This is a genomic window from Bacillus sp. FAU20 (genome assembly GCF_056033865.1).
The window spans coordinates 242838-264279 of record NZ_JBVYHY010000024.1 but is presented as its reverse complement, the minus strand read 5'-3'; the positions used below and the strand labels follow the sequence as shown (position 1 = coordinate 264279).

24 protein-coding genes and 1 riboswitch are annotated in these 21442 nt (G+C 34.7%); of the genes, 9 read left to right on the top strand and 15 right to left on the bottom strand.

Annotated elements, in window-relative coordinates; translation table 11 throughout:
* The first annotated feature begins 211 nt into the window (after positions 1-211).
* Together cydA and cydB are read left to right on the top strand one after the other, a co-directional pair.
* The gene (gene cydA, locus AC0OM3_RS21780; protein ID WP_474213012.1) at positions 212-1561 is read left to right on the top strand and encodes a cytochrome ubiquinol oxidase subunit I; all 1350 of its coding nucleotides are present in this window, start codon (positions 212-214) and stop codon (positions 1559-1561) included.
* Positions 1551-2579, top strand: a complete 1029-nt coding sequence (cydB, locus tag AC0OM3_RS21775; RefSeq protein ID WP_000017660.1) for a cytochrome d ubiquinol oxidase subunit II — start codon at positions 1551-1553, stop codon at positions 2577-2579. The genes cydA and cydB overlap by 11 nt, the downstream gene beginning before the upstream one ends.
* 166 nt (positions 2580-2745) lie before the next feature.
* Here the strand turns inward: cydB and AC0OM3_RS21770 are convergent, their stop codons facing one another.
* Positions 2746-2979 carry a spore germination protein gene (locus tag AC0OM3_RS21770; RefSeq protein ID WP_002001299.1) on the bottom strand — a complete coding sequence of 78 codons (234 nt, stop codon included), beginning with the start codon at positions 2977-2979 and terminating at the stop codon, positions 2746-2748.
* Between the two features lie 676 nt (positions 2980-3655).
* Here AC0OM3_RS21770 and AC0OM3_RS21765 point away from each other — a divergent pair.
* Together AC0OM3_RS21765 and AC0OM3_RS21760 are read left to right on the top strand one after the other, a co-directional pair.
* Entirely contained in the window at positions 3656-4690 is a 1035-nt protein-coding gene (locus AC0OM3_RS21765) for a YdcF family protein (RefSeq protein ID WP_139032837.1), read from the top strand.
* Between the two features lie 187 nt (positions 4691-4877).
* Positions 4878-5750 carry a YitT family protein gene (locus tag AC0OM3_RS21760; protein WP_000411244.1) on the top strand — a complete coding sequence of 291 codons (873 nt, stop codon included), beginning with the start codon at positions 4878-4880 and terminating at the stop codon, positions 5748-5750.
* Between the two features lie 219 nt (positions 5751-5969).
* Here the strand turns inward: AC0OM3_RS21760 and AC0OM3_RS21755 are convergent, their stop codons facing one another.
* From AC0OM3_RS21755 to AC0OM3_RS21740, 4 genes are all read right to left on the bottom strand, one after another.
* Positions 5970-6785, bottom strand: a complete 816-nt coding sequence (locus AC0OM3_RS21755) for a DUF4247 domain-containing protein (protein ID WP_474213009.1) — start codon at positions 6783-6785, stop codon at positions 5970-5972.
* 12 nt (positions 6786-6797) lie between these two features.
* The gene (locus AC0OM3_RS21750; protein WP_000051745.1) at positions 6798-7304 is read right to left on the bottom strand and encodes a DUF4178 domain-containing protein; all 507 of its coding nucleotides are present in this window, start codon (positions 7302-7304) and stop codon (positions 6798-6800) included.
* Between the two features lie 21 nt (positions 7305-7325).
* Positions 7326-7730, bottom strand: a complete 405-nt coding sequence (locus AC0OM3_RS21745; protein ID WP_000220087.1) for a DUF350 domain-containing protein — start codon at positions 7728-7730, stop codon at positions 7326-7328.
* A gap of 231 nt (positions 7731-7961) precedes the next feature.
* A complete protein-coding gene (locus AC0OM3_RS21740) occupies positions 7962-8627 on the bottom strand; it encodes a PspA/IM30 family protein (protein WP_000110286.1) in 666 nt (221 codons plus the stop codon).
* 401 nt (positions 8628-9028) lie between these two features.
* Between AC0OM3_RS21740 and AC0OM3_RS21735 the strand changes: the two genes are divergently transcribed.
* Complete coding sequence (locus AC0OM3_RS21735; RefSeq protein ID WP_000737480.1) at positions 9029-9607, top strand: lipoprotein BA_5634 family protein; 579 nt, start codon at positions 9029-9031, stop codon at positions 9605-9607.
* Positions 9608-9641: 34 nt separating this feature from the next.
* Here the strand turns inward: AC0OM3_RS21735 and AC0OM3_RS21730 are convergent, their stop codons facing one another.
* The 3 genes from AC0OM3_RS21730 to AC0OM3_RS21720 are packed head-to-tail and all read right to left on the bottom strand — an operon-like array spanning position 9642 to position 12041.
* Positions 9642-9812: a FeoB-associated Cys-rich membrane protein gene (locus AC0OM3_RS21730; protein WP_000989586.1), complete on the bottom strand. Its 171-nt coding sequence runs from the start codon at positions 9810-9812 to the stop codon at positions 9642-9644.
* A gap of 16 nt (positions 9813-9828) precedes the next feature.
* The gene (gene feoB / locus AC0OM3_RS21725; RefSeq protein ID WP_001044824.1) at positions 9829-11817 is read right to left on the bottom strand and encodes a ferrous iron transport protein B; all 1989 of its coding nucleotides are present in this window, start codon (positions 11815-11817) and stop codon (positions 9829-9831) included.
* Positions 11814-12041 (bottom strand): FeoA family protein, encoded by a 228-nt coding sequence (locus AC0OM3_RS21720; RefSeq protein ID WP_000060514.1) that lies wholly within the window; start codon positions 12039-12041, stop codon positions 11814-11816. The genes feoB and AC0OM3_RS21720 overlap by 4 nt, the downstream gene beginning before the upstream one ends.
* Before the next feature lie 194 nt (positions 12042-12235).
* A riboswitch (TPP riboswitch) is annotated at positions 12236-12337 on the top strand.
* An 86-nt stretch (positions 12338-12423) separates the two neighbouring features.
* Between AC0OM3_RS21720 and thiT the strand changes: the two genes are divergently transcribed.
* Entirely contained in the window at positions 12424-13092 is a 669-nt protein-coding gene (gene thiT, locus AC0OM3_RS21715) for an energy-coupled thiamine transporter ThiT (RefSeq protein WP_474213003.1), read from the top strand.
* Between the two features lie 207 nt (positions 13093-13299).
* Here thiT and AC0OM3_RS21710 read toward each other — a convergent pair whose 3' ends face one another.
* The 6 genes from AC0OM3_RS21710 to AC0OM3_RS21685 all read right to left on the bottom strand — a co-directional run bounded on the left by AC0OM3_RS21710 (position 13300) and on the right by AC0OM3_RS21685 (position 17928).
* On the bottom strand, positions 13300-15150 hold the full coding sequence (locus AC0OM3_RS21710; protein ID WP_001225370.1) for a sensor histidine kinase: 1851 nt from the start codon (positions 15148-15150) through the stop codon (positions 13300-13302).
* On the bottom strand, positions 15147-15836 hold the full coding sequence (locus AC0OM3_RS21705) for a response regulator transcription factor (RefSeq protein WP_000041865.1): 690 nt from the start codon (positions 15834-15836) through the stop codon (positions 15147-15149). Before AC0OM3_RS21705 ends, AC0OM3_RS21710 begins: the two co-directional genes overlap by 4 nt.
* A 38-nt stretch (positions 15837-15874) precedes the next feature.
* Complete coding sequence (locus tag AC0OM3_RS21700) at positions 15875-16495, bottom strand: class D sortase (RefSeq protein WP_000698540.1); 621 nt, start codon at positions 16493-16495, stop codon at positions 15875-15877.
* An 89-nt stretch (positions 16496-16584) separates the two neighbouring features.
* The gene (locus tag AC0OM3_RS21695) at positions 16585-17019 is read right to left on the bottom strand and encodes an LPXTG cell wall anchor domain-containing protein (RefSeq protein WP_474213000.1); all 435 of its coding nucleotides are present in this window, start codon (positions 17017-17019) and stop codon (positions 16585-16587) included.
* A gap of 177 nt (positions 17020-17196) precedes the next feature.
* On the bottom strand, positions 17197-17529 hold the full coding sequence (locus AC0OM3_RS21690) for a hypothetical protein (RefSeq protein ID WP_000415590.1): 333 nt from the start codon (positions 17527-17529) through the stop codon (positions 17197-17199).
* Between the two features lie 183 nt (positions 17530-17712).
* Positions 17713-17928 carry a hypothetical protein gene (locus AC0OM3_RS21685; RefSeq protein ID WP_002001286.1) on the bottom strand — a complete coding sequence of 72 codons (216 nt, stop codon included), beginning with the start codon at positions 17926-17928 and terminating at the stop codon, positions 17713-17715.
* A 161-nt stretch (positions 17929-18089) separates the two neighbouring features.
* Between AC0OM3_RS21685 and hpt the strand changes: the two genes are divergently transcribed.
* Positions 18090-18617, top strand: coding sequence for a hypoxanthine phosphoribosyltransferase (gene hpt, locus AC0OM3_RS21680; RefSeq protein ID WP_001019309.1), 528 nt, complete (start codon positions 18090-18092; stop codon positions 18615-18617).
* Positions 18618-18794: 177 nt separating this feature from the next.
* Positions 18795-19697, top strand: a complete 903-nt coding sequence (locus AC0OM3_RS21675; protein WP_000167907.1) for a diacylglycerol/lipid kinase family protein — start codon at positions 18795-18797, stop codon at positions 19695-19697.
* A gap of 41 nt (positions 19698-19738) precedes the next feature.
* Here AC0OM3_RS21675 and AC0OM3_RS21670 read toward each other — a convergent pair whose 3' ends face one another.
* On the bottom strand, positions 19739-20248 hold the full coding sequence (locus tag AC0OM3_RS21670; RefSeq protein WP_208906270.1) for a DUF2199 domain-containing protein: 510 nt from the start codon (positions 20246-20248) through the stop codon (positions 19739-19741).
* Between the two features lie 230 nt (positions 20249-20478).
* On the opposite strand from AC0OM3_RS21670, the gene AC0OM3_RS21665 reads away from it, so the two are divergent.
* On the top strand, positions 20479-21402 hold the full coding sequence (locus tag AC0OM3_RS21665; RefSeq protein WP_474212995.1) for an Rpn family recombination-promoting nuclease/putative transposase: 924 nt from the start codon (positions 20479-20481) through the stop codon (positions 21400-21402).
* Positions 21403-21442: the final 40 nt, after the last annotated feature.

Genomic DNA, 21442 nt, shown 5'->3' with positions numbered 1-21442 from the left:
CTTTTCTCTCATTTACATTACTTATATAGTGTACCAAAATATGAAAAACTCAAAAAGGATATCGCTTTATAGTAAAAATAAGATATTTTCAGATAATCGACATAATTCTTTCAAAATATACACACAGCTTTGTAACAAGTCTCACATACTTTAAACGTATTTTCACTATAAACTGATTGTAGATAATGTAAAAAAGGAGTGAATATTTATTATGTCCGACGTTCTGTTACTGAGTCGTTTTCAATTTGCAATTACTATTTTTTATCACTTTTTATTTGTACCTTTGACAATCGGACTTGTTATTTTGGTAGCATGTATGGAGACTCAATACGCCCGCACATTGAATCCAACATACCGCAAAATGGCAAATTTCTGGGGTAAATTATTTACAATTAACTTCGTAATGGGGATTATAACCGGGATTACGATGGAATTCCAATTTGGAACAAACTGGTCTGAGTACTCCAAATATATGGGAGATATTTTCGGATCACCTCTCGCAATCGAAGCACTTGTTGCCTTCTTCTTAGAATCTACTTTCATGGGAATATGGTTATTCGGTAAAGACAAAATTTCACCAAAGTTTCGTGCCTTCTGTATGTGGATGGTTGCACTTGGAACAAATATTTCCGCCCTTTGGATTATTACAGCAAATGGTTTTATGCAAAACCCTGTTGGCTATGTAGTACGTAACGGTCGCGCTGAATTAAATGATTTCTGGGCACTCGTTACGAATCCATACGCTTGGAATATGTTCTTTCATACTGTAGTTGGTTGTTATATCGTAGGTTCTTTCTTCGTTATGGCAATTAGTGCCTATCACTTATTACGTAAAAATGAAGTAGAATTCTTCAAAAAATCATTTAAGTTTGGTTTAATGTTAGGCTTATTCGCCGCAACAATTACACCGTTTATGGGACATCAATCTGGTGTATCAGCAGCTAAATATCAACCCGCAAAAGGAGCTGCGATGGAAGCAGTTTGGGAAACTGGAAAAGGACAAGGCTTCTCAATTGTTCAAATTCCTGATGTGAAAAATGAAAAGAACTTGGAATTCCTTACGATTCCAAAACTCGGAAGCTTCTTCTATACAAACTCATTTGATGGCGCAATTGTCGGTTTAAAAGATATTCCGAAAGATGAACGTCCAAATGTTAACCTCGTGTATTATAGCTTCCGCTTAATGGTTGCACTTGGTATGTTCTTTATGGCATTAACTTGGTACGGCTTCTATTTAAACCGAAAAGGAAAACTAGAAAACTCAAAACGCTATTTAAAAATTACAATATGGTCTGTCTTACTTCCTTATATTGCGATTAATGCAGGATGGATTGTCGCTGAAGTAGGTCGTCAACCATGGACAGTATATAAACTAATGCGTACAGCGGAATCTGTATCGCCTATATCAGTTCCACAAATTTGGTTCTCATTAATTAGTTTAATTTTGTTCTACACTTTACTTTTAATCGCAGACGTATACTTAATGCTGAAGTTCGCGAAAAAAGGACCTGCAGCATTAGAAGAACCTGCTACTGAGGGAGGTGTAGCCCATGTCTCATGATATGCTTGCAATCATCTGGTTCGGTTTATGGGGCGTGATTTGGACAGTTTACTTCATTCTTGACGGGTATGCACTTGGTAACGGAATGATTTTTCCCTTCGTTACGAAAGACCGACAAGAACGAAATCAATTACAAGAAGCAATTGGCCCGTTCTGGGGCGGTAATGAAGTATGGTTGATTACAGCTGGTGGCGCAACATTTGCTGCCTTCCCAGTCACATATGCTAATATGTTTAGCTATTTATATACACCATTATTCTTAGTATTACTTGCACTGTTTGCTCGTGCCGCTGGACTAGAATTCATGCATAAAGATGATTCACCAATTTGGCAAAAAACTTGTAAATGGGCATTTGCAATTGGCAGTTTCCTAATCGCCTTCTTATTCGGTGTTACATTCGCTAACTTGTATTATGGACTACAAATCGGAAAAAATGGCTATGAAGGAAATTTGCTTAGCTTATTAAACCATTACGGTATATTAGGTGGTCTTTTCTTCACTGCTATATTTGTCGTATCCGGTGCCCTTTGGGTCATGATTAAAACGACTGGTGAAGTATCTGATCGTGCTTATAAAATCGCAAGACCGTTTTCAATGGCAGCTGCTATCATTTTAGCTATCTTCTATGTAGCAACTGCTAATCGGACAAACTTATTCCAAAACTTTACGGAATATCCGGTACTATTCATTCTTCCAGTACTTGCAATGTTAATGAGTGTACTCGCACTTATTATGGTGTACAAACATAAAATTGGCCTTGCATTCACATTCATTTGCCTAACAATCGCAATGTTTATGACAACTGGCTTTGCAGGTATGTTCCCAAGAATGTTACCATCTCGTATTAACGATGCATACAGTACAACGTTATACAACGCAGCTGGTAGTCAATTAAACTTAAAAATTATGTTCTTCGTTGCAATGGTCATGGTACCAATCGTTATTGGATATCAGCTTTGGAGCTACAGTATCTTTAAAAATAAAATTCATAAAGACTCTGCTAAAGGGTATCACTAAGGTAAAAAAAGACACTTCATTTGAAGTGTCTTTTTTATACGTATGATTTTCGATAAGATGTTATATTTCTAATCTAACAACTATACTACAGAAGAATCATTAACAGCTCACAGCTAGATTGTAGCACAGGACAAGTTCATCATTTTATGCAACTTTGCATATCACACTATAAAGTAAACTGTATTCCCTGATCATTCGCATCATTATCCCATACATCAGCTGTACTAATCCCGCTAAATGTTTGTACTTTCATTCCTGTATTTGATGATCCCGATCCATTATAAGCCTTCGTCTTTTCAATCGGCTGTACGTTATATTTGTCACCTACATTAATTGTTCCATTGCAATTTTCAATAATAACACCTTCCACAACTGCCGGCATTTTGTCACCCACTTTCATTTCTTTACTTTTATTTTATGAAAATCGCCTAGAAAAATAGCATGTTTTAATAAGAAAAAGCACTCAATTTGAGTGCTTTTTCTTTAAGCATAAAGACAAGTTTGGAGACAGTTGACTTCTTCAAAATTTTATTAGGGGTAATATTTTGAAAAAGAAAGCCTTTCATATGTAGATTAACACCACTGGAATATATAGTAAATTGATAATGTTTATACGGAAGATTGCTAATGTTTAGTATAGATAGTTTACACTATGCTAACAGTGAAAACTATCTATACTAATAAAAAAAGGTGCCTTCAAAAAAGACAACTTTCAAAAACAGACACTATAAAACAGAATTATTTATTGTTATATGATTGTTAGATACAAAAAGTAGAGGGAAATGTTTGTATTAAATTCTGCTTTATAAAGTCTGTCTACAACTTATATTGTAATCCTCTGCCTTTGAAAAAAAATATAATATGCACAATTGCATACAAAAAGAAAAAGCACTCTACTGAGTGCCTTTTCAACCATTTTACTTTTAATATATCGCTTTGAATATATTGTAACATACGTATCTATATATTTTATTGAGAAAATTCAAAATCCTTTTTCTTTCATTTTCAATTATAAAATCATGTAATATAAAAGGTATGTCAAATTCTTATACAAGTTGAGGTGTACTATATTTATGATGTATTTTGGAATTATTCCTCTTATACTGTTTATTATTTTTCTTATCTCGTATTTAAAAGATCCGCGAAAAATAATAAACGGCTTTTTATTTAATGCCTTTATCTGTTCATTTCTATTATTTTGCGCTATAGCCTCATTTGAGTCTGGTAATAACGATTTACATTTTATCGTTATCATCCCCATGTTAGCACTACTTGTAATGATACCTTTTGCTATAGTCGCTTTAATGTTCGGACTTTTTCTTAATGCAAAAATTTTAATGCAACGTGAAGGAAGGCGTTTCACAAACTCTTTAACTTTAATTGCTGCTTTAGGGATTTTATTCTTTATAACGCTCCCTATCATAAACCCAGCAAGTTTAGTTTCATCGCATTTAGAGCCTATTTTTGCAGCTATTTCTCTTATAAGCTTCTATTTCTTTATACACTTATCTAACTTCTTAAGCGCATATTTTTTATACCAATTCAACAGACCAAGACGTAATCAAGATTTCATTATCGTTCTTGGTAGCGGCTTAATTAATGATAAAGTACCACCATTACTTGCAAGCCGCATTAATAAAGCTATCGACTTCTATTGGAAACAAGCCGCTGTGAATACACCACCAACAATTATTTTCTCTGGTGGTCAAGGTCCAGATGAAGGCCTTCCAGAAGCAGAAGCAATGCAAAATTATGCTGTTGAAAAAGGAATTCCGCTTGAACATACAGTACAAGAAAATCGCTCTGTAAACACATATCAAAATATGTTGTTCTCTAAAGAAATTATGGATTCTTTAAAACCTGAAGGTAAATATAAAAGTATTTTTACAACGAATAATTTCCACCTTTTCCGCGCTGGTATATACGCTAGACAAGCTGGTCTTAATAGCCAAGGAATCGGGTCAAAAACTGCATTTTATTACTGGCCTAACGCAATGATTCGTGAATATGTTGCAATTGTCGTAATGGGACGTAAGCGTCATATGAAAATATGTGGAACTATTTTAGGTTTCGCTTTATTCATATCAGTACTTAGTTTTATATTTTCTTAATAGTATCCCATCCTTTGAAAGGATGGGATTTCTTATACTCATTTCAAAAATATTTTAAAGATAATATGGTGATAATATTCCCTGCATACATCCATTAAAGGAGAATTTTTTCAAATTAAATGTTAAAATGAAATTTAGGTGTGAATAACGTAACAAATAAGAAACTAGTTTGAAACGAGGAAATTATATGGAGAAAATTATCAAAAACAAGCCCAATAAGCTAAAAATTGCTTCAAAAGCTTTGATGATTATTATTGGGGCATTTATCACAGCGTACGGATTAGAAGCGGTATTAATTCCAAATAACGTATCAGACGGTGGTGTAACTGGTTTAAGTATCGTTAGTTCAAGATTATTTGGATTGCCATTAGGAGCTCTAATCGCAGTTATTAACATTCCTTTCGTTTGGTTAGGGTATAAGCAAATCGGTAAAAGCTTTGCGATTTATTCTATTATCGGAATTGCTTCATTAGCAGTAGGTACCGTTGTCATGCACGGAATACCAGCTATTATTGAAGGTGATACATTATTAGTTACAGTTGTTGGTGGTATTATCATCGGTTTTGGTATGGGACTAGCATTACGTAACGGTGGGGCATTAGATGGAATCGATATGCTTGCTGTATTGCTTTCTCGTAAGTTACCATTTGGAACGAGTGACCTTATTTTATTCTTAAACATGTTCGTATTTATTTTCGTATCAACGGTATTCGGCCTTCAAGGAGCTATCCTTTCGGCAATTGCTTACTTTATCGCTTCGAAAGTGATTCATATCGTTGAAGTTGGTTTAAGTGGTTCAAAAGCATTTAAAATCATTACAAAAGAGCCTGAATTAATGGTAGAAACAATTCGCGATCGTTTAGGCCGAAGTGCAACATATAACGAAGTATACGGTGGTTATTCAAGAGAGAAGTTCAAAGAAATTTCTTGTGTAATTAACCGTTTAGAAGAAAGTAAAATGAAAGAACTTATTAATGAAATCGATCCACACGCTTTTATTACAGTTTATGATGTAGCAGAAGTAAAAGGCGGTAATTTCAAGAAACGTGATATTCATTAATCGTTATATAAAAGAGGGTATGCCAAAATTTTGGCACACCCTCTTTTTATTATTAAGTTGCTATCGTTGTCAGTTTTTGTCGGTAAGTCGATATATTTCAATAATCGCTGATATATTTTTACTCTCCCCCCTTATGCCTAAATCGCACTAATAATAAGGAATTAATTCCCATAACAAGAAAAAAGACCAAAAAGCAACTCACACTTTTCGGTCTCTACACTATCTTCTCTTCGTAATCTTTCCTGAACCACCGACCCTCGTTTTCGGAGGAGATGTATTCCTTGGCGGGATTTTAATAGATGATTTTGGCTTCACATCTGATCCGCTTGAACCACCTGGATTTTTCGTTATTTTCCCTTTGCTTCCAGTAGGAGGCGGAGGCGTACTACTTCCTTTTTTAGTAATACTTCCTGTATCTCCTACGGAAGGTTTCGAATCTACATGATCGCCTCGCTTAATGATAGACCCTTTTCCTTCCTTCGTAATTGGAGGAGGGGTTTTCTTTTCTTCTTTCGTAGGCGGTCTCTCTGGAATAACCGGTTTATGATTTTGTCTGTCATTATACCCACGGTAATCACCGTACGATGATTTTCGTGAACCAAATATATCATTTAATATACTTCCCATAATATACCCTTGCAAGAAGGACGGTTGGTAATTTTGACGGACAAATTCTTTATTACTTATTTCAATTAACGTATCAGATGGTTTCTCTTTATCCTTTTGCAGGTTATAAATCTTATCAGAATAAACGAGGAACATTTGATTTTCGTCTTCTTTAGATGCTTGCTTCGGTTCTCTTTCGTTAATGAGTTCCTTCGCTACTTCAGGAACCGACCGATTGGCGGCCCTATACACGTAAGATTCTTGTTTACCTTCCTTGGCAACAGATTCAAGTGGATAACGGTCTTGAATCGACTTTGTCTGCCCGCCTTGACAACCTGATAAGGCATAACCAGCAACAACAAGTAATATAACGATAGCAAGTATAGGGATCACAAACGATTTAATCATGGTAAACAATCGGTTTGACATGATTACGCCCCCTTACGTTGCTCTTATAATTTGTACATCAGCAGGAATGATTGCTTCTCCCTCATACATCATTGTGCGACCATTTTGCCATTCAATACGCAATAATTTTCGATTATCTGATTGGAATTCCCATATATACTGTTCTTCTGAAGCTGAGAATGGAGTTTTTCCCATCACAACAACACGTCCGTTATATTGTTCTTCCATATGGTACTCGGTATCATCCATTTCAATTGTCGTCGGAATTTCATCAATTGAATCTAAGCGACCATCAATTGGAGTATATAATTTGTAATACGTATTTTCACGGTCTTCAATTTTTAAATAACGAATATCTTTCCCGTCTTGCAGTGTCAAAACAATTTCTTTACGAGAATGCATACTCGTTTTCCCAATTAATTCATACATAACTAATGAAACTTCAATCATATCGCCAGGAGCTAACGTTAAAAGACTCTTTTCCGGCTTCGGTGGCTCTGGGCTTTTCATTATATTTTTAATTCGTTTAAATAAACTCATGATCTACCCCTCCTTTTCTATTTATAAACACGCACCTAAAATTAGTGCACCAACAATATGTAATGATCCGGCTAGCATCGCATGTGCAACGCTACCTTCTTTCGTACCCTCTTCTAAATCAAGACCAGACATTTTCTTTAATACGAATTCGATAAACATTTCTACCACTAATAAAATAACGAAAGAAACTGCTGATGCAAGAAGTGCTTGCCATAAATCATTTGCTTTCGTTATCGATTGGGATAAAATGTACCCTTGCGCAAATAATTTCATAATAAAACGAGTTGTTACAGCTGTATTTCCATTTTTGATTTCTTTTAAATCATTGTATTTTGTAAAAATTGAATCAACCCACATAATTGCAAATAAAAGTACTGCACTCGCTCCAGTCCATACAAGCATGGCAACTACATTCATCCATGTCATTGCAAAACCTCCTCTAAATATAAAGTGAAACTTTAATGGGTGGGGAAGTGTTTATTCCCCACTGATTATTAGCCCTCACCAATCGGGCATTTATGGGCAGTAGATCTCCCACCCACCTCTCTGTTTTCACCAAAAGTAGAGGTGGGTGTCTTACTGCCCGCAAATTGCGGGGTAATAGAAAACCGACATGAATATATTTAGACATGTCGGTTCATTTGTCTCTATTCTATATTATTTCTCATACTGCTTCATAATACGAGCTAATTCATCGTCAACAGCAGAATTTTTATTTAAGCTTGCGAATTCATCATCTAATGATTTTTCTTTTTTGTACACTTCACCGCTTGCTTCTGCTTCAGCCTCTAATTGAAGAGCTTTCTCTTCCATACGGCTTAAACCAGCTTTTGCTGAGTTTGAATCAAATCCAGACATCGCCTGATTAATATTCTTTTGTGCTTTCGCCGCATTTACACGTGCTACAAGTGTCTCACGTTTATTTTTCAGTTCATTTAATTGCTTACGCATTTCTTCTAGCTTCAGGCGCAGATTATCAGCAGCAGCTTTGTTTTGCTCATAGCTTGCTTTATACTCATTCATCTTTTGCTCTGCATTTTGTTTTTCTTCTAGTGCACGGCGCGCAAGATCTAAGTTACTAGCTTGAACAGCCATATGAGCTTGTTCTTCACGTTTTTTCACAAGTGCTTCTTGCTCTTCAAATAAGATTTTGAATTTCTTCTCAAGCGCAATTTGAGCTGCTACACTTTTCTCAGCTTCTTGTACATCAGCTTGCATATCGCGTAAATATTGATCCGTCATCTTAACTGGATCTTCCGCTTTTTCAATTAATGAATACACATTCGACATTGTTAAATCTCGTAATCGTTTAAATACAGACATCTAAATTCCTCCTATGATATACCTCATATTTTAAATTCACTACTTGGAAAAATAAAAATCTTCCTTAACAGTAAAGAATAGTAATTTTTACAGCTATGTGTTTATTATAACAAAATGAAGATGTACTTACATGTTATTTCCAAAATACATCCATTATAATATGACATTCTAGATGCAATATTGTATTTCTAATATATTCTCATTATCTCCCTTTAAAATTAACTTACTTTTTTGCAATTTCACTAAATTACATAAGTGTAATATTACTGTAAGCTAACTCGATAGTTACGTTTCCATATTTCTTATACACTAATACCAGAAGCAACAAACAAGCTTCTCATCATTTCAAAACTAATACAAAAATTGTATTTACTATAAAATATTAAAAAGGAGAAATCATCATGAAAAAATTAGTAGGAATCGGATTAGCAGCAGCAATTTCATTCGGAGCATTATCAGGTTGTTCTTTATTAGGAGAAAAAGCAAACGGATTTGTACTGTACGGAACAGAAGATCAAGTAACACAAATTGCAGATAAAAATAAAAAAGAAGTGAAAGAAAAAGACTTCTATAAAATGAAAATGACAACATTAGACGGTAAAAAAGTTCTTGTCATGGATAAGAAAACTGGTGAAGAACTTGTGAAGAAAGAGTTACTTAGCAAAGTGGATGCAAAAGACGACACGAAGCCACTTGATAAATTACCAGCTGTAACAACAGAACAAGGTGTATTATTCGCAAAAGAAAAAGTAGAAAATGCTACACTTGATGGGGCAAAATTAAAATACGAAGGCAATACAATTATCGGTAGTGGCCGTGCATATGCCGACATGTTCGCGGTTGTTGATGATGCAACATACGGAAATGTAAAAGGTGAAGAAAAATCTGTAGGTGTATTAAAATTTGATAAAGACCCAAGTAAAGAATTCCCTGGAAAGAATGGTGTAGAATCATCACAACTTGTAAAAATTAAGAAGTAATAAAAAAGCTTTGCGAAATTCGCAAAGCTTTTTTCTATTTATTATGAGCAATTTGCTCCATATCCGGACTACAAGTTTGCGACTGACATGACTTATTTAAAGAACATGCCGCGCATTTTCCTTTTTTACTTCTCTTTACAAAATGAACTAACGTGTATGCTGCATAACCAAAAATGATAGCTCCAATTATAATATTGACCATCATCACAATACATCTCCTTCTAGAATCCGAGTAAGGATCCGACTTGGTATATAATGAGCGTTAATACGTAAGCAACTACGAGCGGATAAACGACTGAGAAAATCGTCCATTTCGCTGATCCTGTTTCACGTTTAATAACAGCTACTGTCGCTAAACACGGAACATATAATAAAATAAAGAACATAAATGCATATGCTGATAACGCAGTATAATGTGCTCCCATTACATTTCCAAGCACATCTTCTTTCACCGCATAAATAATTGCCATTGTAGAAACGACAACTTCTTTCGCTAAAAATCCTGTTAAAAGAGATGCTGCAGCTTGCCACGTTCCAAAGCCGAGCGGTGCAAATAGTGGTGCGATAAATCCACCAATCATCGCTAAGTAACTGTCTCCCATATCCACACCAAATCCTGATGGACCTGCGTAGTTTAATAACCAAATGACAACAGAACCACCGAAGATGAATGTACCTGCTTTACGAACAAATCCCTTACCTTTCTCCCACGTGCTTAGCCATAACGTTTTCGCTTGTGGCACGCGGTAAGGAGGTAGTTCAATGACGAAAATAGACTTTTCCGCTTTTAAAATGGTAAGAGACATAATTTTTGTAACTAATAATGCAAGAACAATACCTGCAACATATAAAGAAAACACAACAGTTGCCTGACTATGAGGGAAGAATACTCCCGCAAATAATGCGTATACAGGTAAACGTGCCGAACAAGACATAAATGGTGTTACAAGAACTGTAAGTAAACGTTCTTTTTCTTGTTCAATCGTTCTCGCTGCCATAATACCTGGAACATTACATCCAAAACCGATAATCATCGGAATGAATGCTTTTCCATTTAAACCGAAGAACTCCATAATTCTATCCATAACAACTGCAATTCGCGCCATATATCCTGAGTCTTCTAATAATGAAATGAAAAAGAATAGTGCAAAGATTTGTGGAACGAATACTAATACCGCACCAACACCGGCAATAATACCTTCTGTAACGAGTGCTTGAATAAAATCAGAAGCTCCAACACTTGTAAGTCCAGCTGTCACCCAATCCGTAAGCTGGCCACCAAAAAACTCATCTAACATATCCGATAAAGGTGTACCAATCCACGTAAACGTAACCTGAAAAATAAAAAACATAACTGCTAAAAAGATTGGAAGTCCTAAAATTTTATGTGTAATTAATCTATCAATTTTTTCTGAAAAAGGAATTTTCCCTTCTTTCTCATGCTTCATAACATTTGTTTTTAACTTTTCAATATACGCTTCACGAGTTTTGTAAATGTGCTCTTCCAACGTACAATCAAGTTTTTCTTCTAAGCGAGATCGAATGGCTGCAAGTTCCTTATAAATTGGTAATGCTTTCATCTCTTTTTCTACTACTTCGTTATTGCTTAAAAATTGAAGAGCTAACCATCTCGGATGCTCGTAATTCGCTTTCTCTAAAAGAGAAATTACTCCTCCAATTCCTTCATCCATTCGTACACCATATGAAATAATGAATGGCTTTTTCGCATTTTTGTCATTTTCTTTAAGCGTCGCAAGTAGTTCTTCACAACCTTTTCCGCTTCTTGCAACGACAGGAACGACTGTTACACCTAATAGTTCTGATAATCGTTTAACATCAATTACAATGCCTCTTTGCTTCGCCACATCAATCATATTTAAACCAATTGAAACGGGCTTACCAAATTCAAGTAATTGCAACGTTAAATGCATATTTCGTTCAAACTGCGAAGAATCCACAATATTTAACATATGCTGAAATTCTTCTGTTAATAGAAAGTTTGTTACAACACCTTCATCGCGTGAAACTGGATTTAAATCATAGACGCCTGGTAAATCAATTAATGTTCCTTGCTTATCTTTTAATTTACCAACCTTCTTTTCTACTGTTACACCGCTCCAGTTTCCTACATACTCATAAGAACCAGTAAGTGCATTAAATAATGATGTTTTCCCTGTATTTGGATTCCCTAGCAAAGCTACCTTATTCACGCTAATTCCACCTTTATCATTTTCGCGTCACAATGACGAATACTAATTAACTGTCCACGACACTCCAATGTACAAGGACCTTTGAACATCGCTTTTTGCTTCATGCGAAGTTCGCTTCCTTCAGAAAGACCAAAAGCAGCCAGTCTTCTCTTTAGTAACTGATCTAACGACTGAATACTTTTTACTAACACTTTCTCACCAATTTTAATATCTACTAAGCTCATAACCTTCCCCCTCCGAAGAGAATGATAATTATTTTCAAAAGAATTATAGCACACTCTATTTCTTGAGCACTATACCCTTTGACTTCATATTTATTAACATTTCTCTACAATTTTATTTCAATTATTGTCATAATAGATTCGTTTGCCATTCTCATCCATTTCGCTTACAATAAACAATAACAAATAAAGAATTTCGTTATCACAGGGGGAGCCATGCCGCTGAGAGGGAACACTTCGTTCCGACCCTTCGAACCTGTTAGTTAATGCTAACGCAGGGATTGTGCAAACGTCCGAAATACATACCTCTTTTTTATTTACGTATTTCGTATCCTCCTATGATATCTATTCTTTTTTGTACAACTTGGATTTAGGGGGAGACAACATGCGTAACACCAATTTACAAGCGATGATCGAATCTGCTATTCTTGCAGCCTTCGCCATGATCATCGACATTTTACCATTATCAATTAAACTTCCAACAGGCGGTTCCATTTCATTTGCTATGATTCCTATTTTTATTATTGCTTACCGCTGGGGCTTTAAATCAGCTTTCTTAGGCGGTTTAGTTTGGGGACTATTACAAATTGTCGTGGGAGATGCTTACATTTTAACACCTGTTCAAGCATTCATTGAGTACTTCTTTGCCTTTGCTTTTATTGGATTTGCTGGCTTATTCTATTGTCCAATTCAAAAAGCACTTTTAACATCTAATGAAAATAGCTTAGAACAATCAAATTTAGGTAGCCGTAAAGACAAACCTTCATCAAAACAAAACCAGGGTAAGAAAGTCCTTGCTTATATTATCCTTGCTACATTTATCGGTAGCTTTGCTCGCTATTTCTGCCACTTTATTGCTGGCATTATTTTCTGGGGACAATATGCACCGAAAGGTCAATCAGCTGTGTTATATTCATTAATCGTAAACGGCAGTACAATGCTCGGTTCTTTTATTTTATGTACAGTTTTACTTATATTTTTATTCCTTACTTCACCACGATTATTCAAAAGCATCAATGCTTATCAAATAAATGCAAACAAAAAGGGCGCTTAATGAGCGCTCTTTTTTCATATCGTAATATCAATTAAAAATACAATAAATGCGCAAAAGAAAATAAATACCATTATACTTAGCCAATTGCTATGCACGGTTCATCGACTCCTTACATAACCTCATATTCTAAACAAATTATACTGATTAAAAATAAAGATTAGGTAAAGATAATATGAAAATAAATTAAAAAAACGTAGATAATATGATCTACGCTTTTTTCGGTAAATAGAAGTAAAATAACACACCATTTTCTGTATTTTTTACCCCATATTCAGCATCATGTAGTTCTAAAATGTTCTTTGAAATGGCAAGCCCAAGCCCCGTCCCACCTTGTGAACGCTGACGAGCTGTATCCACGCGATAAAAACGATCCCAAATTTTATCTAATTGTTCTTCTTCAATGTGAGTACCTTTATTTTCAATACACACTTTTATACGATCCTTCTCATCTATTGTAGAAATAATAATATCCTCTTTATTTGGTGTGTAGCGTATGGCATTCGTAATAAAGTTCACGATGACTTGTTCAATCCGGCCTTGATTTGCAATCACTTCAAATGAACATATATTTTTATGAACATGAAGTTCTTTTTTCTCTATTTCCACAGATAGATGTTCACATATATCTTCAATTACTGTATCAATATAAAACGAATCCTTTTTCATTTTATATGTACCAGATTCAAATTTAGCTAGCTCAAGCATATCCAAAATTAACGTATCCATTTTGTCTACTTCTCTCTCCATTGCCTGAAAATAATACTCTTTTTTATGTTCAGCTACCCCGTCTTTTAAAATAGAAATACAGCTTTTCATAATACTTAGCGGTGTTTTTAATTCATGTGAAACACCAGAAATGAATTCTTTTCGCGTCTTTTCTAACTTTCTTTCCTTTTCAATATCTTCTTCTAACTGTCCAATATGCGAATGGAGTTTATTTGATAGCACATTAATATTTTTTGATAAATCCCCAATTTCATCTTTTGAAGTAATCGGTATTTTTTCTGTGAAGTCTAAATGCGCTATTTTCTTCGTTGTATCATTTATTTTCAATAATGGCTTTGCAATTTGTTTTGAGTAATAGAACGAAGCTAAAAAAATAAGAACGACTACAAATGCAATGATATAGATATAATAATCTTGCACCATTTGTACAGCCTCATCTACGGGCTGTAAAGAAGCCATCGCATAAATATATGTTACTGATCCACCTTTTTCTTTTATCGGCTTAATTAATAATTTATATTTTATATCATTCTTTTCATAGTCCATTGTTTGTATTGCATATTGTATATGCTTGCTCTCTTTTAATAATAAATCCGTTTGAAATTCTTTTATGTTATCTAAAAAGATGCTATTTTTATAAATTTGATTTATAGGACCTGTTACATCAGGAAGCTGAACTTTCGTAACACGCCCACCTATATAAGCATCTAATTCTTGAGCAGATTCTTTCTGGACAGCTGGTTTCTTTTCCTTAGCAAGTTGTTCTTCGGCTGCTCTCTTTTTCTCCTCATTTAATTTCATTTTCTCCTGAAACGCTTTTTCTAACGGTTTATTAGATCCACTTAAATTTTGCTTGCCTAACGTGAAAGAGAATGGAATATAATTATCATCTTTTTTCACGCCAGAAAAATAAATTTCTTGTCCTAAAAATGCATTTGATGATTTATTATCAATCTCCTCTATATTGATGAGATTGTATAAAGGAATTTTGAATATTTGTTGTCCAAAGCTCTTTTGTTGCCTACGATCTATCGTTACCTCAAAATAAAAATCATCCGCATGTTTTAAATTCCCATTCTGATCTAATGTCGTAATCCACGTATTATTTTCTCTTAAAAAGTCTTGCTCCAGTCGCTTAATTTCTTCTGCATTTCCTACATAATTCAAATAACTCTTCTCAAAGGAATTTAAGTTCACTTTAATATCTTCTACTTTTCGATTCGCATAATATTGTTTAAAAAATATCGTTTGTCCAATAAATATCGTCACTAAAATTAACATGCATAATGCTGTTGTGAGGGTAAATAATTTTAGTACAATTCCTTTTCTCATACATTCCCCTCAAATTTATAACCTGTTCGTACTACAGTTGTAATGTACTTTGCTTTCTCTCCTAATTTATTTCGCAAATTACGAATATGGCTATTAACGGTTCGGTCATCACCGGCAAATTCGTATCCCCAAATTCTTGAAATGAGTTGCTCTCGCGTTAAAACTATTCCTTGATTTTTCATGAAATACACCAATATTTCAAACTCCGTATGCGTTAAACTAACATCTGCCTCATCAACAGTAACAGTACGCGACGGAAAATGGACATGGATGCCATGAATCGATAACGTATCATCTTCGTTCTCTAAAGGTTTCTTCGATGCTTTTCTACTTTCTAATAATCGTTTCGCTCTTGCTAATAAAATTGGCGGACTATACGGCTTCGTCACATAGTCATCTGCTCCAAGTTCAAAACCAAGTAACGTATCGTCTTCATCTACGCGCGCCGTCAGCATAATAATAGGCACCTCGGACGTCTTCCTAATCCTTCGGCAAACAGACCATCCATCGAGTTCTGGCAACATAATGTCTAAAATAACTAAATCCACCTTTTCTTGCTCAAATACAACTAAAGCTTCTTTTCCATCTCTTGCTTCAAACACTACATATTGCTCACTCAAAAAATAATCTTTTAATATTTCACGCAAAATATCTTCATCTTCCACAATTAAAATGTTTTTTGACATAACTTATGTATCCCCTTCCGTTTTCAGAAACTATCACTTCATTTTGAATAACTAGCCGTTAACTTCGCCTCGATAATATATCTATCTGGTGCATCCCCTATATAATCAAATGGATAGCAAGTCGTCAGTGTTAATACCGGTTCTTCTTTTTTTATAATAACAGTACGATCATCCGCGTGGGTAATCCACGTCTTTTGAATTTCATATGTGTAAATTTTATTATCATACTCTAAAACAAGCGTATCTTTTTCTTTTAACTCCCCTAAATCGGTAAATACAGTATCCCGGTGTCCACTCAAAACAGTATGTCCACCTCCAGATGGCGTTGTCGTTAAATCACTAACGAACATACCCACTCCTTTTTTCAAAGTCGTATCATCCGCTCCCCAATATATAGAAAACTTCTTCCCTATTTTTGGTATGTTTAACATCGCTACCTTTTCTCCTTCTTTATGTTCTGTTTGAGAAGAAGGCACTTGGGAAGTTACAGGTGTTTCGGAAGAAAGTTCATTATCTTGTATATTTTCAAGGCTCTTTAGTTCTTTTTTTGTTAATTGTTGAGCAGAGCTTTTTCCTTTATACCATTCGACAGCGTAATATGCTCCCATAAATAGCCCTATAGCCATCAATATGATACCGATATAATTGAGTATCTTCATGTTTCATCCCTCCATGCAAAAAATGGTAGGAATAACCTACCATTTTTAATATATGAAATTATGCCATTCTTTATAGGACAATATTTGATTTATGCCTTAACTTTATTCCGACGATTCAAACCAAATAATGTACCTAGTGCTACAAGACATGCGCTTAGTCCCATCATTGCTACATTATTAGATGCTGTGTTTGGTAATTTCTCTCCAGCTTCTTTTTTTGCAATAGCTTCCTTTTCTTTCACTTGTGGCGCTACTACTTCTTTAGCCATATTACTTTTTTCTTTTTCTTGTACTTGTGCCGCTTGCTTTTTCGCTACTTCATTCTTCTCTTGCGCTTGCGCCGCTTGTTTTTTCTCTGTATCATTTTTTTGCTGCGCCTGAATCGCTGCTTCTTTTTTTGCTATATCTTGCTGTATTTGCGCTGCTTCTTCCTTTGTCAATGTTCCAGTTGAAGCACTTGCTACTGAAGAATATCCTACTGTTAAAAGTGCCATCACACAAATTGGTAATAGTTTCTTTTTCATTTTATTTCTCTCCTCTTATACGTTTTACATCACTTCGCATCGGATGTATCACTAGAATAAACAAGAGATATAAATTTAAGATGCAGATGAAATATATTTCATTTAAAGATTTCATTGTAGAGAAATAAAAAAACATCGCAATATATACGATGTTTTTTCGGGTGTGTGTCTCAATATTTACATATTACTTTCGCGTGATGTAGAAGTAGAACAGGCCGGAGCGATAACTAATTGTCTCGGCTCAGTTTTCTTTAAGTGATTTTTGACGTTACACTTACGACGTTGAACAACCCACGCTTTAATAGGGTTTGTCAAAATAATCTTTTGCTCTTCGTTAGGGGCCTCTTCTTCAAACCTACAACTTTCGCTCCATTTATTCCATTTCATTGTAAATTTAGAAGAAGAATGATCATCTTCTTGATCAAACAAGTGCAAAAAATCCATCTCGCCAGCTAGCATTACGGTGTTGCTAGTTGCTAAAAAAGAAAAGGTCGTCCAACGTTTCTCCATGCCCTCCTACTCCTTTTTCACATATAGAGTGCCTAAAACTTAATTTACCTAAAATATGCTTGCCTTTTACCTTACACCCATAGTTTATCCAAAATGCTCTTATGCAACTATCGATTTGCCTTACAACTACCTTACATTTTTGTAAGAAACAAAAAAACCTTCACTCTATATAATGAAGGTTTCTTACTTTTTATCTATATGATCTCTCATATCATCAAGTCCAGCTTCTTTTAGCTGCGACATCATACCGTGCGAAATTGCTCCTAACACTAAAGTCATTCCAATTAATGAAATACGAATCGCAGGTACATCAATTACGTAAGCCAACAGGCCAAGAACAATTGTTAAAAGTAATGCTTTTATAAATGTTACACTTGTGTACTGTTTCTTCTTCATCATATTCACCCTTTATGGAAGCGTTTTCTTAATATGCTTATTATATCATATCATCAGATGATTTTGTCGTTATCTTTGTAAAAAATTACTATCTCCTTTGACTTTTTTCTTTCTATCCTTTACAGTCGAAATGTTCACAAGTTTTACACTGTAGGAGGACTCCAATGAATATTGAAATAAAAGACACTTTAATTTCTGAAGAACAATTACAAGAAAAAGTAAAAGAACTAGCACTTCAAATCGAAAGTGACTTTGAAGGAGAAGAAATCGTAGTCATTGCTGTATTAAAAGGATCTTTCGTATTTGCTGCTGATTTAATTCGTCACATTAAAAACGATGTAACAATCGACTTTATTTCTGCATCTAGCTACGGAAATCAAACAGAAACAACTGGAAAAGTTAAACTATTAAAAGATATCGATGTAAACATTACTGGAAAAAACGTCATTGTCGTAGAAGACATTATCGATTCTGGTTTAACACTTCATTTCCTAAAAGACCACTTCTTTATGCATAAACCAAAGGCACTCAAGTTCTGTACATTACTTGATAAGCCAGAACGTCGTAAAGTAGACTTAACAGCTGAATATGTTGGCTTCCAAATTCCAGACGAATTCATCGTTGGATACGGTATCGACTGTGCAGAAAAATATCGTAACTTACCATTCATCGCTTCAGTTGTAACGGAATAATCATATAACTTAAAAAATCGATAGTACATAAAATGTATATCGGCGATTTTTTAAATATATCGACTTACCGACAATAACTGACAATCTTAGCGCCTTATTAATAGGAAAAAGCTGTTCTGAAATACATCGGAACAGCTCCTTACTTTCCATTACAAAAAAAACAGGGAGAGATGAAAAATGACAAAAACAAAATTTGAAAAAGTACTCCTCATCGTAAATCCAAAAGCTGGACAAGGCGACTTACATACAAATTTAACGAAAATCGTACCACCTCTTGCCGCAGCTTTTCCTGACTTACATATCCTTCATACGAAAAAACAAGGTGATGCAACAAAATATTGCCAAGAGTTTGCTAGTAAAGTAGATTTAATTATCGTCTTTGGTGGTGACGGAACAGTATTTGAATGCACAAACGGCTTAGCACCTCTTGAAACTAGACCTACACTTGCAATCATTCCAGGCGGAACTTGCAATGACTTCTCTCGCACACTAGGCGTTCCGCAAAACATTGCAGAAGCAGCAAAACTTATCACAAAAGAACACGTAAAACCAGTTGATGTTGCAAAAGCAAATGGACAACATTTTTTAAACTTCTGGGGCATTGGACTCGTATCTGAAGTATCAAACAATATCGATGCAGAAGAAAAAGCAAAGCTTGGTAAAATCGGTTACTATTTAAGCACAATTCGAACTGTAAAAAATGCTGAAACATTCCCAGTTAAAATCACTTATGACGGACAAGTATATGAAGACGAAGCTGTTCTTGTCATGGTTGGAAACGGTGAATATCTTGGTGGTATTCCATCCTTTATTCCGAACGTAAAATGTGATGACGGAACACTTGATATTTTCGTAGTCAAATCAACAGGTATTCAAGCATTTAAAGATTACATCGGAAAGAAACTATTTGAAGACTCAAATGAAAATGACATCTTCCACGTAAAAGCGAAATCCATTCATATCGAAACAGAGGAAGAAAAAGAAGTTGATACAGATGGAGAAAGCTCGCTTCATACACCTTGTCAAATTGAATTATTGCAAGGACACTTTACGATGATTTATAATCCTGCGGTTGTGTAATAAAAAAAACGAGTGCTAGCACTCGTTTTTTCTCTTCTAATCTAGTTATATTGTTGAATCATTTCTTGTATTTCTTTCACTCTCTCTAAAGTAATTCCATTTCTTTGTTCGATCGCTAAAGAATGCTCGGTTGGCTCTAATTCAATATACGGTGCCGTTCCAACTTCTCTTATATGTACATTTGTTTTTAAATTTAATGTTTCTGGATAAAATGGTATTTCTACAGATAACCAACCAAAATAAGGATCACTATTTTCTCGGCCTCTCTCATCCCACTTTTCTAATACTTCATCATAACTTTCTTTACTAAGTGATACCCACACAGTCCATATGAAATTTTCGTGGTAATCAATGATAGGAATCTCTAAACAACCTCTAATAAAGTAATATTCATCATCCATTACGCAAAGTTCTGACGTTAAATAGAAGCGTTCCTCTCTTTCATGGGGCGCTACCTCGTAATAATAATATGGTGCTTCACTTCGGTAGCATAAAACAAGTGTAAAACGACTCATTTGTACTTTTTCTCCAGATTTTCTTCTTCTTTTCATTTATTATTCTTTCTCCCATCTTTTTCAGTCACAATCAAACTCCACCCAATTTTCCCAGTTCGTATTAGCATCCTTATTTACAATTTCACTAGAGTATACCATAGACATACTTACCTTTCATTTTCTAATAATATTACTAAAAAATAGTAGAATGACTAGTTTGCATACTCTAGTTCTTTTTATGTACAATGAAGGAAAGAAGCACCTTCATGTAAGGGAGAGGACAAACTTTGTTCAACCAACAGTTAGTTAATTTACGCATTGATTTTGCATTTAAACAATTGTTTGGTACGAATGGTAGCGAAGATATTCTAATTGCATTTTTAAATGCTATGTTACAAGAGTCTTTAGAGTCGCCCATTGCTTCTCTACAACTAGAAGATCCACATTTACACAGGGAATATGAAGAGGATAAGTTATCTATTTTAGACATTTCAGCGACATTAAACACAGGAACAAAAGTTAATGTAGAAATACAACTCAATAATAATCACGATATGGTTAAACGCAGTTTATATTATTGGGGAAGACTATACACATCTCAACTACAAAAAGGGATGTCCTACAGTGCACTTCACAAAACCATCACCATAAACTTACTAAACTTCGTAATGTTTTCGGAACACCCAGCCTTCCATACAACGAGCATATTATGGAATACACAACAACAAAAAATCCTGAGTGAAGACATAGAAATCCACATTATAGAAATTCCAAAGTTAACTGAACAATGGCATGAAGAAAAAGTAAATCCGTGGAAAGATCCATTTGTTCGTTGGCTTTTATTGCTTTCAGCAAATGAGGATGAGCACTTAACTAAACTATTGGAGGATATTGCTATGAACCAAGACCCTATTTTACAAAAAGCAATAAATAAATGGGAACGTATGAGTCAGGATTCTTCTTTCCGACAAGCCTATGACGCAAGGGAGAAAGTTTTAATGGATGAAGCAGCAAAATTCGCCCATGCAGAGACAGAAGGAATAAAAAGAGGAATGGAACAAGGAATTAAAAAAGGGCTTGAAAAAGGCATTCAACAGGGGAAAATTCAAATGATTAAAAATATGTATGATCTTGGTATACCACTTGAAACGATTGCTAAGGCAAGTAAATTAAGTTTGCATGAGATTGAGCATATTTTAGGATATAAATAGTCATAAAACAAGAGCTTGAATAGTTTCAAGCTCTTGTTTT

What these genes read in the sequence shown, in the direction of transcription:
- hpt (WP_001019309.1), top strand. Translation starts at nt 18,090, where the DNA reads ATGAATATTGAAATAAAAGACACTTTAATTTCTGAAGAACAATTACAA.
- AC0OM3_RS21735 (WP_000737480.1), top strand. Translation starts at nt 9,029, where the DNA reads ATGAAAAAATTAGTAGGAATCGGATTAGCAGCAGCAATTTCATTCGGA.
- AC0OM3_RS21705 (WP_000041865.1), bottom strand. Translation starts at nt 15,836, where the DNA reads ATGTCAAAAAACATTTTAATTGTGGAAGATGAAGATATTTTGCGTGAA.
- AC0OM3_RS21765 (WP_139032837.1), top strand. Translation starts at nt 3,656, where the DNA reads ATGTATTTTGGAATTATTCCTCTTATACTGTTTATTATTTTTCTTATC.
- AC0OM3_RS21740 (WP_000110286.1), bottom strand. Translation starts at nt 8,627, where the DNA reads ATGTCTGTATTTAAACGATTACGAGATTTAACAATGTCGAATGTGTAT.
- AC0OM3_RS21720 (WP_000060514.1), bottom strand. Translation starts at nt 12,041, where the DNA reads ATGAGCTTAGTAGATATTAAAATTGGTGAGAAAGTGTTAGTAAAAAGT.
- AC0OM3_RS21745 (WP_000220087.1), bottom strand. Translation starts at nt 7,730, where the DNA reads ATGACATGGATGAATGTAGTTGCCATGCTTGTATGGACTGGAGCGAGT.
- AC0OM3_RS21685 (WP_002001286.1), bottom strand. Translation starts at nt 17,928, where the DNA reads ATGATGAAGAAGAAACAGTACACAAGTGTAACATTTATAAAAGCATTA.
- cydA (WP_474213012.1), top strand. Translation starts at nt 212, where the DNA reads ATGTCCGACGTTCTGTTACTGAGTCGTTTTCAATTTGCAATTACTATT.
- AC0OM3_RS21700 (WP_000698540.1), bottom strand. Translation starts at nt 16,495, where the DNA reads ATGAAGATACTCAATTATATCGGTATCATATTGATGGCTATAGGGCTA.
- AC0OM3_RS21675 (WP_000167907.1), top strand. Translation starts at nt 18,795, where the DNA reads ATGACAAAAACAAAATTTGAAAAAGTACTCCTCATCGTAAATCCAAAA.
- AC0OM3_RS21770 (WP_002001299.1), bottom strand. Translation starts at nt 2,979, where the DNA reads ATGAAAGTGGGTGACAAAATGCCGGCAGTTGTGGAAGGTGTTATTATT.
- AC0OM3_RS21695 (WP_474213000.1), bottom strand. Translation starts at nt 17,019, where the DNA reads ATGAAAAAGAAACTATTACCAATTTGTGTGATGGCACTTTTAACAGTA.
- AC0OM3_RS21760 (WP_000411244.1), top strand. Translation starts at nt 4,878, where the DNA reads ATGGAGAAAATTATCAAAAACAAGCCCAATAAGCTAAAAATTGCTTCA.
- AC0OM3_RS21755 (WP_474213009.1), bottom strand. Translation starts at nt 6,785, where the DNA reads ATGTCAAACCGATTGTTTACCATGATTAAATCGTTTGTGATCCCTATA.
- AC0OM3_RS21750 (WP_000051745.1), bottom strand. Translation starts at nt 7,304, where the DNA reads ATGAGTTTATTTAAACGAATTAAAAATATAATGAAAAGCCCAGAGCCA.
- AC0OM3_RS21690 (WP_000415590.1), bottom strand. Translation starts at nt 17,529, where the DNA reads ATGGAGAAACGTTGGACGACCTTTTCTTTTTTAGCAACTAGCAACACC.
- AC0OM3_RS21710 (WP_001225370.1), bottom strand. Translation starts at nt 15,150, where the DNA reads ATGAGAAAAGGAATTGTACTAAAATTATTTACCCTCACAACAGCATTA.
- cydB (WP_000017660.1), top strand. Translation starts at nt 1,551, where the DNA reads ATGTCTCATGATATGCTTGCAATCATCTGGTTCGGTTTATGGGGCGTG.
- thiT (WP_474213003.1), top strand. Translation starts at nt 12,424, where the DNA reads ATGCGTAACACCAATTTACAAGCGATGATCGAATCTGCTATTCTTGCA.
- AC0OM3_RS21730 (WP_000989586.1), bottom strand. Translation starts at nt 9,812, where the DNA reads ATGATGGTCAATATTATAATTGGAGCTATCATTTTTGGTTATGCAGCA.
- AC0OM3_RS21670 (WP_208906270.1), bottom strand. Translation starts at nt 20,248, where the DNA reads ATGAAAAGAAGAAGAAAATCTGGAGAAAAAGTACAAATGAGTCGTTTT.